The organism is Actinomadura mexicana (assembly GCF_900188105.1).
GTDB lineage: Bacteria > Actinomycetota > Actinomycetes > Streptosporangiales > Streptosporangiaceae > Spirillospora > Spirillospora mexicana.
On sequence record NZ_FZNP01000007.1, the window covers coordinates 398,868 to 415,055 of the forward strand.

A 16,188-nucleotide genomic window follows, 5' to 3' on the forward strand; every position below is an offset into this window, starting at 1 on the left:
GCGTCAGGGCGCGGACCGCCAGCCGGGCATCGGGTAGGACGCGAGCAGCTCGCGGACCTGCCCGGCGACCCGGTCCAGGACCGCCTCGTCCTGCTTGGCGGTGGCCTGCACGACCTCGTCGATCCACGCGGCGAGCTGCGGCATGTGCTCCTCGCCGATCCCCCGGGTGGTGATCGCGGCGGTGCCGAGCCGCAACCCGGACGGGTCGAAGGGCTTGCGCGGGTCGAACGGGACGGCGTTGTAGTTCAGCTCGATGCCGGCGCGGTCGAGGGCCTGCGCGGCGGGCTTGCCCGCCACGCCCTTGCCGGTCAGGTCGATGAGGATGAGGTGGTTGTCGGTACCGCCGGAGATCAGGTCGTAGCCGCGGTCCAGCAGCGCGGCGGCCAGCACCTTGGCGTTCGCGACGACCTGCCGTGCGTACCCGGCGAAGTCCGGCCGCGCCGCCTCCTTCAGCGCGACGGCGATCGCGGCCGTCGTGTGGTTGTGCGGCCCGCCCTGCAGCCCGGGGAACACGGCCTTGTCGACCGCCTTCGCGTGCTCCGCCGTCGAAAGGATCATGGCGCCGCGGGGGCCGCGCAGCGTCTTGTGCGTGGTGGTGGTGACGACGTCGGCGTGCCCGACCGGGGACGGGTGCGCGCCACCGGCGACCAGGCCCGCGATGTGCGCGATGTCGGCGGCCAGGACCGCGCCGGCCTCCCGGGCGATCTCGGCGAACGCCGGGAAGTCGATCGTTCGCGGGACCGCGGTGCCGCCGCACCAGATCAGCTTCGGCCGCTCCCTGAGGGCGAGGTCGCGCACCTGGTCCATGTCGACCCGGCCGGTGTCGGCGCGCACGTCGTAGCGGACGGGCCGGAACCACTTGCCGGTGGCCGACACCGACCAGCCGTGCGTGAGGTGGCCGCCCATCGGCAGCGACAGGCCCATGACCGGATCGCCGGGCTCAAGGAACGCCATGTAGACGGCGAGGTTGGCGGGCGAGCCCGAGTAGGGCTGGACGTTGGCGTGCTCGGCGCCGAACACGCCCTTCGCCCGCTCGATGGCGAGCAGTTCGACAGGGTCGACGTTCTGCTGGCCCTCGTAGTAGCGCTTGCCCGCGTAGCCCTCGGAGTACTTGTTGGTCAGGACCGTGCCGGCGGCCTCCAGCACCGCCTCCGAGACGTAGTTCTCCGAGGCGATCAAGCGGATCTTCTCGTACTGGCGGCGGGCCTCGGCCTCCACCAGCGCGGCGATCTCGGGGTCCTGGCCCTGCAGATGGGGTACGGCCGGTTCGTGCATCGTGAGCCTCCGCGCTGCTCGCGCCGGGGCGTCGGGCGCCCCGGCGAAGGGGACCCGTACACCCAGGCGCGCGGTGTGCGGACTACTCTCGCTCCCCGGTGGTCGTCTCCACCTTGACTGCGCCAGTCGCGTGGGCGCCATCATACCGGGCCGTCCCGCGCCCGCGCGGCGCACCCGCGGGGACCGAGACCAGGGACAGCCCCCCCATCAGCAGCAGCGACCCCGCCGCGACCGGCGCCGACATCCGCTCGCCGAGGACGGCCACGGCCAGGCCGGTGGCGACGAGCGGCTCGGCGAGGCTGAGCGTCCCGGCGGTCGCGGCCGCCACCCGGCCGAGGCCGGTGACGAAGAACATGTACGCGGCGGCGGTGGCGGCGATCCCCAGCCAGGCCGCCAGGGCCGCCGAGCGCGGCTCGGCGAGCGCGGGCAGCTCCGGCAGCGTCCAGGGCAGCAGGGCCGCTCCCCCGGCCAGCAGCGTCACCGACACCGCGCCGGCCATCCCGATCCCCCTCATCCCGGCGCTGAGGCCCGTCAGCACCTTGGCCGACACCGTGTAGACGCCGAAGCAGGTGCCGCCGACCAGGCTCAGCGCGATCCCGGCCGGGTCGGCGTGGACGGCCTCCCCCGGCACCATCAGCAGCGCCACGCCGCCGACCGCGCAGGCCGTCCCGGCCCACCAGCGGCGGCCGAGCCGGGCGCCCAGGGCGAGCCGCTCGCAGAGGCCGGTGGAGACGGGCGCGAGCCCGAACACGACGGCGGTCGCGACGGCGGCGCCCGTCCGGTCGACCGCGCTGAAGAACGACGCCTGGAAGGTACCGGTCGCGGCCGAGGCGGCCAGCAGGGCGGGCCAGGTCCGCCGGGTCAGCGCCAGGAACGCGCGGCGGTCCGCCACGAGCACGAGGACGGCGAGGACGAGCCCGCCCGAGAGGATCCGGGCGCCGCCGACGGCGACCGGGCCGGCGGACGGCCCGGCCAGCACCTGCGCCGGCCCGACCGTCCCCCAGAGCACACCGGCGGCGAGCACCAGCAGCGCACCAGATGAGTTGTTCCATCGGTCCATGCCGCCGAAGCTAGGCGAACATGCGGGATCTGGCGCTCTGTGCCGTCATTCGTTCGCCCCAGTCAGCTGGCACCGTCGTTCCTTCGCCGCAGCCGGAGAACTCCAGGCGTCAGCTGTAGGGCGTTCGCCCTTCGGACCGGTGGGCCGACGGAAGTTCGGACTGCTCCACCGGCTGCACGTAGTCGTAGACGACGATGGTGCGGACGTCCACGTACTCCTTGCGGCGCGCCAGCCGGTCGAGCACGAAGTCGCGGAGGTAGGCGGTGCTCGGCACGGCCACGTGGACGAGCAGGTCCTCGTTCCCGGTCACCACGAAGACCCCGATCGTCTCGGGCATCGAGGCCATGCTGTCGCGGGCGGACTCGATCGCCTCGCGCGACTGCGGCCGGATCCTGATCGAGATCAGCGCCTGCACGCCGCGTCCCAGCCGCTCCAGGTCGGCCGCCGCGTGGAACCCGGTGATGACGCCCCGCGAGCGCAGCGCCCGCGTCCGCTCCAGGGCCGTGGACGGCGCGACCCCCACCGCCTCCGCCAGTTCGCGGTTGGTCTGCCGCCCGTCCCGCTGCAGGCGCCGCAGGATCGCCTGGTCGACCGCGTCCATGTGGTTCCTCCCGAACTGCCCGGCGGACGCCGAACTCCCGCGCGGGAACCGCGCCCGGACGTCCCGTTCCCCGAAGATTATTCGCCCCGGGCCGGGCCCGCCATGGCGCCCGCCGCGGGGCCCGCCATGGTGCCGGCCACGGCCAGCAGCGCGCAGGCGCCGACCCCGGTGAGGGCCCACGCCGCGCCCGCCGGGCCGAGGTCGAAGAGGCGGCCGATCACCAGGTCGCCCGCGAAGGAGAACATGCCGGCGCAGAACGCCAGGACGCCGTAGTACGAGCCGAAGCGCTCCGGCGGGGCGCGCCGCGCGGTCCGCTGGAACACCGACGGCTGGACGAGGCCGTTCGCGGCCCCGTTGAGGACGGCCGCGAGCATCAGCGGACCCGGCTGCGTGCCGTCCAGCGCCGCGAGAACGAAGAACCCCGCCGCGGCGCACAGCAGGCCGGTCCGCAGCACCCACGGCCGCTCACCGCGGCGCCGGACGGCGACGAAGGGCTGGGCCGCCGCCGCGACCATGGCCAGGAGGGAGAAGCACAGTGTGGCCACCGCAGGTTCGAAACCGAGGAGGGGCACCGCCGTCATGATGTGGGTGGCGAGCAGCGTCGTGGGCGCGGTCAGCAGCGCGAAGAACAGGAACGCGCGGTCGCCGAGCACCGCCCGCACGCCGGCGAGGACGTCGCGGAAACGCGCGGGCGCGCCCTTCCCACCGGACCGGGGCACGAACAGGAACAGGACGCCGGCGACCGTCCACAGGGCGGCGGCCGTCCCCGCCAGGAGCGGGAACCCCGGCCCCATGCCCAGCAGGAGGAGCCCCATCGGCGGGCCGGCGACCGTCGCCAGGTGCTGGGCGGCGACATAGGCGGCGAATCCGCCGGACCTGCTGCCGGGGCCGACGGACGCGAGCAGGCTGTGGCCCGCGGGGTTGTAGAGCGCGCCGCCGACCGCGAGGGCGACGGCCGCGCAGAGCAGCGCGCCCACGCTCCCGGCGGACCCGAGCATCACGAACCCCAGCGCGCGCACGGCGCAGGAGATCAATCCGGTCCGGCGCGCGCCGAGCAGGTCGGTGACCGTGCCGACCGGCAGGAGCAGCGCGAACTGCAGGCCCACCCGCACCCCGAGGACCAGCCCGACCGTGCCGGCCAGCAGCCCGAGGTCGTGCCGGAGGTGGGCGACGAGGTGCGACATCACCGCGAAGAAGCCGAGGCTGGCGGCGAGCTGGATCGCCACCACCGTCACGATCACCCTGCGGCCGGACGGGTCCGCGGCGGGCGCGGGCCGCAGGCCGGAGGGCGCGGGGGCGGGCGCGGGGACGGGCGCGGGGACGGAGACGGTCACAGCCCTGCCCGGGACAGGTCGGAGACGACCAGCTCCGTGGCCTGCGCGATCAGGGCGTTCTTGGGCGGAGTGTCGTATCCCGGGCGGTCGGACATGACGGCCACCATGAGGGGAGCGCCCCGGGGTGGCCACACGACGGCGATGTCGTTGGCCCTGCCGTAGTCGCCCGTCCCGGTCTTACTCGCCGTCCTCCACCCCTCGGGCAGTCCGGCCTTGACGCGTTCGGCTCCGACCGTCGTGGCGCTGCGTTCGAGCCAGCCGCGGACCAGGGCGCGTTTTGCGGGCTCCAGTGCGTCCCCGAGGACGATCGCGCGGTAGTCGGCGGCGATCGCCCGGGGGGTGGTGGTGTCCCGCGGGTCGCCTGGACGGATCCTGTTCAGCTCGGGCTCGTAGTCGTCCATGCGGCTGACGGTGTCGCCGAGCCCGCGCAGGTAGGCGGTCAGCCGCGCCGGGCCGCCGGCGTCGCGCATCAGCAGGTTCCCCGCCGTGCCGTCGCTGTGGCGGACGGCGGCTTCGCACAGCTCCCGGATGGTCATCCCGGTGTCGACGCGGTCCTTGGTGATCGGTGAGATGGAGTTCACGTCGGCCCGGGTGTAGGTGACCCGCTCGTCGAGGTGGCCGAGCGGATTGCCGTGCAGGACCGCCGCCGCGGCGAGCGCCTTGAAGGTGGAGCAGAACGCGAAACGCTCGTCGGCGCGGTAGGCCACCTCGGCTCCGGTCCCGGTCGCCGTCGCGTACACCCCGAGGCGGGCGCCGTGCCGGCGTTCGAGCGCCGCGAACCGCGACATGTCCGGCAGTGCGGCCGAGGGCCGGGCGGGCGGCGGCGACGCCGCGGCGGACGGGCGCTCCTTCTCGCCGCATCCCGCCAGCGGCAGGAGCGCCGCGACGGCCAGCAGGGCCCGCCGGGACGGACCGGAACGCTCGAACGGCATGCGGGGGCACCTGCTTTCCCGGGGCGGAGGGCGGACGCGGCTCAGCAGACCAGAGCCGCACGCGTGACGTCCAATATGGATATCACTCGTACCGCCATACACATGCGCATATCAGACCTGGTCAGGCCCGCGGCCGAGGCGAGGTCGCGCAGACCCGGCGATTCTGCCGACGGCGGTGTGTCGCCTGGGTCCGGCGCTTGGCGGCTCGCGCAGGTGCCGGCATCGCGGCGGCGGGCGGGGCGGTCATCGATCTTCGGGCCGGCCACCGCCCGCCTCCGCGCCCCCGGCCGCGGAACGCCGCCGCCCCCGCCCGGCCGCGGAACCGGCCCGAAAAGGCGTGTGGCCCGGCCCCTGCTCGGGTCGGGCCACACGGTGCGGCTTCGGCGGGCGTCAGCGGGCCGCGGCCTCCATGGCCTGCTTGACGGCGGCGCGCTTCTGCCGGAGCTTGGCGAGCGCCTCCTCCAGGATGGCCTCGCCGTCCTCGTCGCTGCGCCGCTCCTTCACGTACGCGAGGTGGGTCTTGTACGGCTCCGTCTTCGGCGGGGCCGGGGGGTTGTCGGAATCCTGGCCGGCGGGGAACCCGCAGCGCGGGCAGTCCCATGTCTCGGGGACCGCGACGTCCGTCGCGAAGCTGGGGCGGGTCTCGTGCCGGTTGGCGCAGTAGAAGGTCACCCAGACGCGGGGGGCGGCGTCGCCGCGCTCCGCCTCTCCCATCGGACCGGCCCCGACACGGCTGCCCCGGATCGCGTTGCCACTACCCACGGAATACTCCTCGCTTGGTGATCCGCCGCCGCCCGTGACCTTCGAGGGCGGCGCGGCGCTCGCATGTGTTGGACGGGACGGCTCAGCCGACGCCCTTGTGCTTGAACAGCAGCCCGAGCACGACGATCGAGGCGAACCAGACGACCCCGACGCCGATGGTCAGCCGGTCGAGGTTGCGCTCGACCACCGAAGACCCTCCGAGGGAGGACGAGACGCCGCCGCCGAACATGTCGGACAGGCCGCCGCCCTTGCCCTTGTGCATCAGGACGAGGACCACCATCAGCAGGCTCGTGACGATGAGCACGATGGACGTTGCGATGATCACGTTTCTTCAGCGCCTTGTCTGTAGTTCAGGACGGAGCTCGAGCCGGACCGGGCGTTTACCCGTCAGCTACGAAGGGTACGACGAAGTCTTCGCTGGTTCGGCAAGAACCCCTGGTTCACGCGGAATTGATCAGTTTTGATCAGACCGGCAGATCCCGGTACCGGCAGATTTTGACGAACTCTCCCGGGTCCAGGCTGGCACCACCGACCAAAGCGCCGTCCACGTCGGTCTGCGCCATGATCCCGGCGACGTTCCCGCCCTTGACCGAACCGCCATACAGGATACGCGCCTCGTCGGCCACTCCGCCGTCGTACAACTCGGCGAGCCGCGTGCGGATGGCCGCGCAGACCTCCTGCGCGTCCTGCGGGGTGGCGACCTCGCCGGTGCCGATCGCCCAGACCGGCTCGTAGGCGATCACGGTGCGCCGCACCTGGTCGGCGGTGATCTTTTCGAGCCCGCCGTCGATCTGCGCGAGCACGTGCGGCACGTGGCCGCCGGCCTTGCGGACCTCCAGCCCCTCGCCGACGCACAGGATCGGGGAGAGGTCGGCGGCGAGCGCGGCCTTGGCCTTGGCGTTGACGACCGCGTCGTCCTCGGCGTGGTACTGGCGCCGCTCGGAGTGCCCGACGACGGCGTAGGTGCAGCCGAGCTTGGCCAGCATCGCCGCGGAGATCTCACCGGTGTAGGCGCCGGAGACGTGCTGGGAGACGTCCTGCGCGCCGTACTGGATCCCGTACTTGTCGGCCTCGATCAGGGTCTGCACCGAGCGGAGCGCGGTGAACGGCGGGATCACCGCGACGTCGACGGCGGCGTAGTCCGCGTCCTTGAGCGCGAACGCCATCTTCTGGACGAGCGCGATCGCCTCGAGGTGGTTGTTGTTCATCTTCCAGTTGCCGGCCATGAGCGGCTTGCGTCCGCTCGGGCCGCCGGAAGGGGTCGCGCGTGCCATCGGTCAGTCCTCCAGGGCTTGCAGGCCGGGCAGCGTCCTGCCTTCGAGGTACTCGAGGCTCGCGCCGCCGCCGGTCGAGATGTGGGAGAAGGCCGCCTCGTCGAAGCCGAGCAGCCGGACGGCCGCGGCCGAGTCGCCGCCGCCGACCACGGTGAAGGCACCGGAGTCGATGAGACCCTGCGCGACGGCGCGGGTGCCGTGCGAGAAGGGCTCCATCTCGAACACGCCCATGGGTCCGTTCCAGAAGACCGTCCGGGCGTCGGCGAGGCGCGAGGCGAACAACTTGCCGGACTCGGGCCCGATGTCCAGGCCCAGCCGGCCGGCCGGGATCGCGTCGGCCGGCACCACGTCGTGGTCGGCGTCCGCGGCGAACGCGGTGGCCGCGACGATGTCGACCGGCAGCACGAACTCGACGCCGGTCTCCTCAGCGCGCCGCAGGTACTCGCGGACGGTGCCGAGCTGGTCCTCCTCCAGGAGGCTCTCGCCGACCTCGTGCCCCTGCGCCTTGAGGAAGGTGAACACCATGCCGCCGCCGATCAGGATGCGGTCGGCCTTGCCGAGCAGGTTGTCGATGACCCCGAGCTTGTCGGACACCTTGGACCCGCCGAGCGCGACCGCGTAGGGGCGCTCGACGTCCTCGGTGAGCTTCCTGAGCACCTCGACCTCGGTGGCGATCAGCCCGCCCGCGGCGTGCGGGAGCCGCTCCGGCACGTCGTAGACCGACGCGTGCCTGCGGTGCACCGCGCCGAACCCGTCCCCGACGTAGACCTCGGCGAGGGCGGCCAGCCGGTCGGCGAAGGCGCCGCGCTCGGCGTCGTCCTTGCTGGTCTCGCCCGGCTCGAAGCGCAGGTTCTCCAGCAGCGCGACGCCGCCGTCGGCGAGGCCGCCGGCCGCCGCGCGGGCGGAGTCGCCCACGACGTCGGCCGCGAACGCCACCTCCGTGCCGAGCAGCTCGCCCAGGCGGGCGGCGACCGGCGCGAGCGAGAGCCCGGGCTTGACCTCCCCCTTGGGACGGCCGAGGTGGGCGCAGACGATGACCCTGGCGCCGCGGGCCCGCAGCGCCTCGATCGTCGGCAGGCTGGCCCGGATCCGCCCGTCGTCGGTGATCCGCCCATCGTGCAGCGGGACGTTGAGGTCCGCGCGCAGCAGCACGCGCCGTCCTGCGACGTCGAGGTCGTCAATGGTGCGCATCGGGATGCGGTGTCCTTCCGTACACGGCCCCGCCGTGGCCGCGCGTCGCGCGGCCACGGCGGTGACGGGCTTCGGTTACAGCTGCGAGCCGACGAGCTTCACCAGGTCGACGAGGCGGTTGGAGTAGCCCCACTCGTTGTCGTACCAGCCGACGACCTTCACCTGGTCGCCGATGACCTTGGTCAGCCCGGAGTCGAAGATGCAGGACGACGGGTCCGTGACGATGTCGCTGGAGACGATCGGGTCCTCGGTGTAGGTGAGGTAGCCCTTCAGCGGGCCGTCGGCGGCGGCCTTGAACGCCTCGTTGACCTCCTCGACCGTCACCTCCCGGGACAGTTCGACGGTGAGGTCGGTGGCCGAGCCGGTCGGCACCGGGACGCGCAGGGCGTAGCCGTCCAGCTTGCCCTTCAGTTCGGGCAGCACCAGGCCGATCGCCTTGGCGGCGCCGGTGGAGGTGGGGACCACGTTCAGCGCGGCGGCGCGGGCGCGGCGCAGGTCCTTGTGCGGCGCGTCCTGCAGGTTCTGGTCCTGCGTGTAGGCGTGGATCGTCGTCATCAGGCCCTTCTCGATGACGAAGGTGTCGTGCAGCACCTTGGCCAGCGGGGCCAGGCAGTTGGTGGTGCAGGACGCGTTGGAGATCACCGTGTGGTTCGCCGGGTCGTACTTGTCCTCGTTGACGCCGAGGACGACGGTGAGGTCCTCGTTCTTGGCCGGCGCGGAGATGATGACCTTCTTGGCGCCGTTGTCGGCGTGCACCCGGGCCTTGTTCGCGTCGGTGAAGAAGCCGGTCGACTCAACGACGATGTCGGCGCCGACCTCGCTCCACTTGAGGTTCGCGGGGTCGCGCTCCTCGAAGGCCTTGATGGCCTTGCCGCCCACGACGATCTCGTCCTCGGTGGCGCGCACGTCCTCGGGGAGGCGGCCGAGGATACTGTCGTACTTGAGCAACTGGGCAAGCGTGGCGTTGTCCGTCAGGTCGTTGACCGCCACGACCTCGATGTCGGCCCCGGACGCCTTCACCGCGCGGTAGAAGTTGCGGCCGATCCGGCCGAACCCGTTGATGCCTACTCGGATGGTCACGGAACCGCTCTCCTCGTACGTCGTATCGCCCGGTGCCAGCCGGGCTCTTACCTACGGTCGATCCGGGGTTCTCCCCCACCTCAGACCCTATCCAATGACCCACGAGTAGCCGGACACCGGTTTCGTGGGATTCACGGGTGAGCCCGCATTCCCCCGGTAGGGGGAGCGCGACGGGCCCCTGTCACGACATAACACGATCATCACTACACTCGCGGGCCATGGGGCGCGGGTGGTCGGTTCTGTTGGCGGGGCTGGTGGGGGCCGTGCTGCTCGGCTGCCCGGCCGAGGCCGCTCCCTCGTTGGAGCGCGCCAGACCGGAGAGCCGCGCGGACGCCATCGCCGCCGCGCTCCGCCGCGACCCCGTGTACGTCACCGACCACGCGCCCCGCGCGCTGCCCCCGGACGCCGCCGCGCGGATCAGGGCGTCCGTCGCCCGGCTCGGAGTCCCCGCGTACGTGGCGGTGACGCCGACCTCGGGCCTCGGACCGCAGAACCCGTCCGAGTCTTTCGCTTCGCTGCTGCGCGACCGGCTCCGCAAGGACGGCGTCTACATCGTGGTGCCCCCGGCCGGCGGGGGCGGCGAGGTCCGCCACTTCGGCGGCGTCCGCGGCCTCCCGCTCGACGACGCCTGGGCGGCCGCGGACTTCGAGACCCCCTACGACGCGGGCGCCCCGGAGGTGATCGCGCGGTTCGTGGACATCGCCCTGTCGGGGCATGCCGGGGAGCGCCGCGACCATCCGCGCCCGAGGCCGAAGTCGAAGGTCCGCAAGGCCCTGGACGCCGACGACGCGGCCGACCGGCGGGCGTCCCGCATCGAGTGGGGCGTGTTCGGCGGCGGCGCCGCGCTGAGCGGGGCCACGATCCTGGGCCTGCTGGTCGGCCGCCGCGTCCGGTCGGCGAGGCGGGCGCGGCTGCCCAGGAGGCCGCCGCCGAAGAAGAAGCAGAAGCAGAAGCAGAACAGCAGGAAGGCCCGCAGATGAGGCGGTCTCCAGTGGCTCTGCGGTTCCCGTTGGTGCTCGCCGCCCTCGCCCTTTCCGCGCTCGCGGTGCTTCCCCGCGCCGCCGCGGCCGACGAGCCGCCCCCGTACGCCTATCACCGGCTCGACCGGGTGGGCGCCGCGCTGGCCAAGGATCCGCTGTTCGTCGACCCGGACGTCGCGCAGGCGCTCGGCGCGTCCGACCGCGCCCGCCTCCGCGCGGCCCTCGCCGATACGGCCAGGCGGCTCGGCACGCCGGCGTACGTCGTGGTGATCCCGAACCCGAGCCAGTCGGAGTCGCAGGGCCGCGACGACGCGTTCCTGTTCATGCTGCACGACCGCTCGCGCCGCGACGGCCTCTACGTGATGGCCGACCCGCACGGCCACCTGGAGTCCGAGGCGTTCAACGTGCCGCGCGAGGGCCCGTCCCCGCTGGACGAGGACGACGAACCGGGCGCCGCGTCGCCCGCCGACTCCGAGCGTCCGTTCGACGGGCTCGCCGAACGGATCATCAGGAGGCTGGACGGCCACGCGGCGGCGCCCTCGGCGTCCCCCACCATGCCGCGGTCGTACTCCAGCCCGGACCCGTTCGGGCAGGAGAACACCCTGAGGGCCGACGAACCGGAGATCAAGGCGCCGTTGCTGACCGGCCTCCTGCTCGCCGGGCCGGCGGGGGCCGCGGTCCTGTACTGGCTGGGCCTCGGTGTCCTGGCGCTGCGCCGGGGCGGGCGGTCGCGCTCCCCGGTCCGGCGGAGGCCCGGACGGCACGCCCAGGCGCGCACCAGGCCGAGCATGAGCTGGCTCCGCCGGCACGGCGCCAAGGATCTGGAGAGGCTTCGCCGCCTGCTGACCACGGCCGGCGGCGAGCAGGGACGCGCCTACGCCGTCTCCGCCTACGACGCCGCCCAGATCCTCTACGACGACGCCAAGGATGACGAGAGCAAGGCGATCGACCTGGTCGGCGCGATCGTCCTGGCCCGCCAGGGGCGCATCGCCCTGACCCGGGACGTCGCGTCCCCGCCGTCCCCGTGCCTGGTGAACCCGCTGCACGGCGGGTCGGTCGTGCGCAGGCGCGTAGGGAAGCTGGAGAAGGGGCACGGCGGCGCCCTGCCGAGGCCGTGCCCGCTCTGCGCCGACTGCCGCGATCTCGACCATCGGCACGGACTCGACGAGCGGCGCCTCCTGCAGATCCCGGGCCCGGACGGCCACCGCCCGCACACCCTCGTCCCGGGCGTGTGGCGCGACACGGCGTGGGGCGCCCACGGCAAGACCTTCCTCCCCCGTGTGATGAGGTACCTCGGTGTTGACTGAACCCACCCCCGGCGAACGGCTGGCCGCCGCCCTTCGCCGCTCCCCCGTGCACGTCGACCCGTCCCTGGCGTCCGCGCTCCCCGCGGCGGCCCGCCGCGCGCTCATCGCCAAGCTCCGCAGGGCGCCCGCGCCGGTGTTCGTCGTGCTGGTCCCCATCGTCAAGGGCGGCACGTGGACGGACGCCGAGCAGCTCGCGACCGTCGTGCACGACCGGCTCGGCCGCGACGGGATCTTCATCACCTTCGACGACGACTCCCAGGACCTGAGGGCGCGCGAGTGGGGCGGCGACCACCGGGCCGACCGCGCGGCCTGGGCGGTCACCCTGGACCGCGCCATGGACGACGCGCCGCTCGCCGACCGGCTGTCCCGCGTCGCCGACCTGATCGTCTCCGGCACCGGCCAGCAGGAGTACGACCGGGTCTCCGCCGAGATCGACAAGCGCTACAAGGCCCGCCACGGCACCCCGCCGCCCGGGCGCGGCGCGGAGGGGGGCGGGCTCGCGCTGCCCCTCGGCGCGGGCGCGGCGGGCGCGGCCGCGGCCGGGGCCGCCGGGTTCCTGCTGTGGCGGCGGCGCCGGATGGCCTCCGTCCGCCGCGAGGGCGAGAGGCTGCTGATGCCCCGCACGGTGTTCGCCACGGCGAACCGCGCCACCGAGGACCAGCTCCGCGAGCAGGCGTCCCGCGAGGTCATCGCGTTCGGGGAGCTGCTGGACGACAGCACCGTCCCGACCTCCGGCGAGCGGCCCCGTACCCTGGTGGCCCGCGCCCTGGACGCCTACCAGGCCGCGGGGAAGACCCTCGACGCGGCGCGGGGCGTCCCCGACCTGGCCGGCGTCCTGGTCCTGCTCGACCAGGGCCGCGACGCCCTCGCCTCCGCGCAGGCCGTCGCGAAGGGCAGGCCCGAGATCCCGCCCGTCCCGTTGTGCTTCTTCAACCCCCTCCACGGCGACGCGACCAGCGAGCTCGACTGGCGGCCCCTCGGCTCCCGCAGGCGGCTGAGCGTCCGGACCTGCCGCCCGTGCGCCCGCGCGGCCCGCGACAAGCGCACACCCGAGGTCCTCACCGACCGCCGTGACGGCCGGGAGGTCCCCTACTACGAGGCCGACCCGTCCCGCAGCGTGTGGGCCGAGACCGGCTACGGCCAGCTCCGCGACGACCTCATCGAGCGCGTGCTGCGCGGCGACAACACCCCCCGCTGACCGCGCGGCCCCGAATGTTTACCGTCCCTTCACCGGTGGCGGTCCGCCGGTAGGGCGCCCCACGTGTGTTGTGGGACTGTGGCCCATCGATCTTGGAGAAGCGCCCCCGGCGCGGCGTGCGCCGCGCTCCTGCTGTCGCTGTCGTGCGGCTGCCAGGGCGCCGGCCCGCCCGTCGTGCCGGTGACCGCCCGCGCGGCGCAGGCCGTCTGCCTCGGCTACAACGGCCTGGACAGGGCGAACCCGGCGGCGCGGGTTCGCACGGGCCGGTTCGCCACACCGAGCGCGGCCCCCGTCCGCGTCGCCGTGGGGACGGACGTGGACTGGGGCCGCGACCCGTACGGCGACCGGTCGTGGCAGCTCTGGTTCCACTCCCTCGAATGGCTCGGCGGCCTCATCGGGGAGTACGAGCGGACGGGCGACCGCGCCGCGCTGAGGACGGCCGCGGGCATCGCCCAGGACTGGCTCGCGGACAACGCCCGCCCGGAACGGTTCTCCGGGCACCGGCGCGAGGCGATCGGCCAGGCCGCCAAGTTCCGCCTCGCCACCCTCGTCTGCCTGCGGAGGCACCTGAGCGGACGGTGGCTGGACGAGGCCATCGCCGCTCACGCGCAGTGGCTGGCCCGTCCCGAGCACTACTCGGGCCCCTGGAACCACGGCACCGACGAGTCGATGACGCTCATGACGGCGGGCTGCGGCATCGGCCGGGCGGACCTCGCCGGGCTCGGCCACCGGCGCCTGCTCGACGCGATCCTCGCCCCGCCCGGCGGCGCGCGCCCGGCCATCGACGACGAGGGCGCCGGCAACGAGCAGTCCGCGCACTACGCCGTCTACAACCGGAACCGGTGGCGGCGCGCGTTCCGGGTGATGCGGGAGTGCGGCCGTACAGTCCCCGCCGAACTCGTCCGCCGGCACCGGCTGCTGGACGAGTTCATCGCCTTCCAGACCACACCCGCCGGAGACCTGCTCCAGATAGGTGAGTCGTACGCGTCCAGAGCCTCCGCGATCGACTCCCCCGGGACGGGCCCGCTCAGGTACGTGGCGACGCAGGGCGCGAAAGGCGTCCCGCCAAGAGAGCGAGCACGCCTCTACCGCGCCGGATACGTGGTGGGCAGGTCCGGCTGGGGCCGGGGGGGCCGCTCGTTCAGCGAGGAGATGGCCTACACGGCGCGGTTCGGCCCGGCCCGGTACGCGCACGGGCAGAACGACCACATGGCGCTCACCTTCCACGCGCTCGGCCGGGACATCCTCGTTCCGAGCGGCCACATCGGCTACAGCGACACGACGTGGCGGAGGTGGCTGGCCTCGCCGGAGGCGCACAACACGCTCGTGGTGCACGGCGCACCGTTCCGCGAGAACGCGGAAACGGCCTTGGTGGCGCACGATTTCCGGCGCGGCGCCGACACCTTCCGGTTCTCCGACACCGCCTTCGCCGGGACGACCCGCTCCCGCTCGGTGCTCGCCGCGTCCGACCCCGACGCCGTCGCCGTGCTGGACGAGGTGCGCTCCGCCGCCCCCCATCCCGTCGAGCAGCTCTGGCACCTGCCCGCGGCGTTCACCGCGGTCCCGGACGGCCTCAACGCCATCGCCACCGCAGGCCCCGTCCGCGTCCACTTCATCCGGTTGCCGCTCCCCGGCGCCACGAGCGGGCCCACCAGGGTCGTCCGGGGCTCCCGCACCCCGCCGCAAGGCTGGATCGCCCCCTCCGCCCGCAGGAGGCTCCCCGCCCCGGTGGTCTCCTTCACCGCCCGCGGCGGGATCCCGCCGGCCCGCGTCCTGACCCTGATCGCCCCCGTCCGCGGCGAAGCACGCCCGAGGATCCGAACCCGCACGCTCCCGGACGGAACCCTCCACGTGGAGGCGACCTTCCCCACCCATCACCTGACCTTCGAGGCCCACCCCGACGGCACCCTCAGCCGCCTCCCCTGACCAACATCCACATCCAACGCTCTTGGACGTGCCGCCCAAGACCCTCTTGGAGTCGACCTGAGCGAGGGCGCGGGTCGGGTGGCCGGAGGGCGCTCTCAGCGCCTGGAGGTCGCCCGACCCGTCGACGCGGGCGACCGCAGCGACGCCACACCAACCGCAACGGGCACAACGAACCGCAACAGCGGCGTGAGGATCGCCTGCGTCGTGACGGGGGGGGTGGGGGGTCGCCCCCCGGAGAACTACTGCGCGAGCATGTCGGCGGTGAGGTTGGCTTCGGTGCCGGGGATGCCCTGGTCGCCCGCGCGCTTGTCGGCCATGGCGAGGAGGCGGCGGATGCGGCCGGCGATGGCGTCCTTGGTGAGGGGCGGGTCGGCGAGCTGGCCGAGTTCCTCCAGGGACGCCTGCTTGTGCTCAAGGCGGAGGCGGCCGGCGTTGACCAGGTGCTCGGGGGCGTCGTCGCCGAGGATCTCCAGGGCGCGGGCGACGCGGGCGCCGGCGGCGACGGCGGCGCGGGCGGAGCGGCGCAGGTTGGCGTCGTCGAAGTTGGCGAGCCGGTTGGCGGTGGCGCGGACCTCGCGGCGCATCCGGCGCTCCTCCCAGGCCATGTAGCTGTCGTGGGCGCCGAGCCGGGTGAGCAGGGCGCCGATCGCGTCGCCGTCGCGGACGACGACCCGGTCGACGCCGCGGACCTCGCGGGCCTTGGCGTGGATCTTCAGGCGGCGGGCGGCGCCGACGAGGGCGAGCGCGGCCTCGGGACCGGGGCAGGTCACCTCCAGCGACATGGAGCGGCCGGGTTCGGTGAGGGAGCCGTGCGCCAGGAACGCGCCGCGCCAGGCCGACTCGGCGTCGCAGGCGGCACCCGAGACGACGTGCCGGGGCAGTCCGCGGACCGGCCGGCCGTTGTTGTCGATGAGGCCGGTCTGCCGGGCGAGGGACTCGCCGTCCCGGAAGACGCGCACGACGTAGCGGTTGCCCTTGCGCAGGCCGCTCGGCGCGAGCACGACGACCTCGGAGGTGTGCCCGAAGACCTCCGAGATGTCCTTGATCAGCCGCCGGGCCGCCACACCGGTGTCGATCTCGGCCTCGATCACGATGCGGCCGCTGACCAGGTGCAGGCCGCCCGCGAACCGCAGCAGCGTCGAGACCTCGGCCTTGCGGCAGCACGGCTTCAGCACCGTGAGCCTGCTCAGCTCGTCCTTGACCACACCGGTCATCGCCATCTGATGAACCCTCCCCCTATCGGACTTCCAGCAGTCTGGCCGATCGCG

Annotated in this window: 14 protein-coding genes, 1 pseudogene and 1 riboswitch; of the genes and pseudogenes, 4 read left to right on the forward strand and 11 right to left on the reverse strand. The window is 73.7% G+C overall.

The features are described from left to right. Positions 1-3: 3 nt before the first annotated feature. The 10 genes and pseudogenes from CHC11_RS20655 to gap form a co-directional block, all read right to left on the reverse strand. Positions 4-1,275, reverse strand: coding sequence for a serine hydroxymethyltransferase (locus CHC11_RS20655; protein ID WP_089313380.1), 1,272 nt, complete (start codon positions 1,273-1,275; stop codon positions 4-6). A 53-nt stretch (positions 1,276-1,328) separates the two neighbouring features. Further along, a riboswitch (ZMP/ZTP riboswitch) is annotated at positions 1,329-1,415 on the reverse strand. Between the two features lie 104 nt (positions 1,416-1,519). Then, a pseudogene (locus tag CHC11_RS43905) lies at positions 1,520-2,335 on the reverse strand (DMT family transporter); the annotation flags it as partial. Between the two features lie 109 nt (positions 2,336-2,444). Next, on the reverse strand, positions 2,445-2,936 hold the full coding sequence (locus CHC11_RS20665; protein ID WP_089313382.1) for an Lrp/AsnC family transcriptional regulator: 492 nt from the start codon (positions 2,934-2,936) through the stop codon (positions 2,445-2,447). Between the two features lie 77 nt (positions 2,937-3,013). After that, positions 3,014-4,270 carry an MFS transporter gene (locus CHC11_RS20670; protein WP_089313383.1) on the reverse strand — a complete coding sequence of 419 codons (1,257 nt, stop codon included), beginning with the start codon at positions 4,268-4,270 and terminating at the stop codon, positions 3,014-3,016. Then, positions 4,267-5,202 carry a class A beta-lactamase gene (gene bla / locus CHC11_RS20675; RefSeq protein WP_089313384.1) on the reverse strand — a complete coding sequence of 312 codons (936 nt, stop codon included), beginning with the start codon at positions 5,200-5,202 and terminating at the stop codon, positions 4,267-4,269. Before bla ends, CHC11_RS20670 begins: the two co-directional genes overlap by 4 nt. A gap of 390 nt (positions 5,203-5,592) precedes the next feature. Next, a complete protein-coding gene (locus CHC11_RS20680; RefSeq protein WP_089313385.1) occupies positions 5,593-5,964 on the reverse strand; it encodes an RNA polymerase-binding protein RbpA in 372 nt (123 codons plus the stop codon). Between the two features lie 82 nt (positions 5,965-6,046). Next, positions 6,047-6,289: a preprotein translocase subunit SecG gene (secG, locus tag CHC11_RS20685; RefSeq protein WP_089313386.1), complete on the reverse strand. Its 243-nt coding sequence runs from the start codon at positions 6,287-6,289 to the stop codon at positions 6,047-6,049. 139 nt (positions 6,290-6,428) lie between these two features. Then, entirely contained in the window at positions 6,429-7,238 is an 810-nt protein-coding gene (gene tpiA, locus CHC11_RS20690; RefSeq protein ID WP_089313387.1) for a triose-phosphate isomerase, read from the reverse strand. A 3-nt stretch (positions 7,239-7,241) separates the two neighbouring features. Next, positions 7,242-8,429: a phosphoglycerate kinase gene (locus tag CHC11_RS20695; protein ID WP_089313388.1), complete on the reverse strand. Its 1,188-nt coding sequence runs from the start codon at positions 8,427-8,429 to the stop codon at positions 7,242-7,244. Positions 8,430-8,504: 75 nt separating this feature from the next. After that, positions 8,505-9,509, reverse strand: a complete 1,005-nt coding sequence (gene gap / locus CHC11_RS20700) for a type I glyceraldehyde-3-phosphate dehydrogenase (RefSeq protein ID WP_089313389.1) — start codon at positions 9,507-9,509, stop codon at positions 8,505-8,507. A 218-nt stretch (positions 9,510-9,727) separates the two neighbouring features. Between gap and CHC11_RS20705 the strand changes: the two genes are divergently transcribed. The 4 genes from CHC11_RS20705 to CHC11_RS20720 all read left to right on the forward strand — a co-directional run bounded on the left by CHC11_RS20705 (position 9,728) and on the right by CHC11_RS20720 (position 14,920). Further along, complete coding sequence (locus tag CHC11_RS20705; RefSeq protein ID WP_089313390.1) at positions 9,728-10,489, forward strand: hypothetical protein; 762 nt, start codon at positions 9,728-9,730, stop codon at positions 10,487-10,489. A gap of 11 nt (positions 10,490-10,500) precedes the next feature. After that, positions 10,501-11,796, forward strand: a complete 1,296-nt coding sequence (locus CHC11_RS40415; RefSeq protein ID WP_143227174.1) for a hypothetical protein — start codon at positions 10,501-10,503, stop codon at positions 11,794-11,796. Then, positions 11,786-12,994, forward strand: coding sequence for a hypothetical protein (locus CHC11_RS41435; protein ID WP_089313392.1), 1,209 nt, complete (start codon positions 11,786-11,788; stop codon positions 12,992-12,994). The genes CHC11_RS40415 and CHC11_RS41435 overlap by 11 nt, the downstream gene beginning before the upstream one ends. A gap of 78 nt (positions 12,995-13,072) precedes the next feature. Further along, the gene (locus CHC11_RS20720) at positions 13,073-14,920 is read left to right on the forward strand and encodes a heparinase II/III domain-containing protein (RefSeq protein WP_143227175.1); all 1,848 of its coding nucleotides are present in this window, start codon (positions 13,073-13,075) and stop codon (positions 14,918-14,920) included. Positions 14,921-15,159: 239 nt separating this feature from the next. Here CHC11_RS20720 and whiA read toward each other — a convergent pair whose 3' ends face one another. Beyond that, entirely contained in the window at positions 15,160-16,140 is a 981-nt protein-coding gene (whiA, locus tag CHC11_RS20725; protein ID WP_089313394.1) for a DNA-binding protein WhiA, read from the reverse strand. Positions 16,141-16,188: the final 48 nt, after the last annotated feature.

What these genes read in the sequence shown, in the direction of transcription:
- CHC11_RS20655 (WP_089313380.1), bottom strand. Translation starts at nt 1,275, where the DNA reads ATGCACGAACCGGCCGTACCCCATCTGCAGGGCCAGGACCCCGAGATC.
- CHC11_RS20665 (WP_089313382.1), bottom strand. Translation starts at nt 2,936, where the DNA reads ATGGACGCGGTCGACCAGGCGATCCTGCGGCGCCTGCAGCGGGACGGG.
- bla (WP_089313384.1), bottom strand. Translation starts at nt 5,202, where the DNA reads ATGCCGTTCGAGCGTTCCGGTCCGTCCCGGCGGGCCCTGCTGGCCGTC.
- tpiA (WP_089313387.1), bottom strand. Translation starts at nt 7,238, where the DNA reads ATGGCACGCGCGACCCCTTCCGGCGGCCCGAGCGGACGCAAGCCGCTC.
- CHC11_RS20695 (WP_089313388.1), bottom strand. Translation starts at nt 8,429, where the DNA reads ATGCGCACCATTGACGACCTCGACGTCGCAGGACGGCGCGTGCTGCTG.
- CHC11_RS20705 (WP_089313390.1), top strand. Translation starts at nt 9,728, where the DNA reads ATGGGGCGCGGGTGGTCGGTTCTGTTGGCGGGGCTGGTGGGGGCCGTG.
- whiA (WP_089313394.1), bottom strand. Translation starts at nt 16,140, where the DNA reads ATGGCGATGACCGGTGTGGTCAAGGACGAGCTGAGCAGGCTCACGGTG.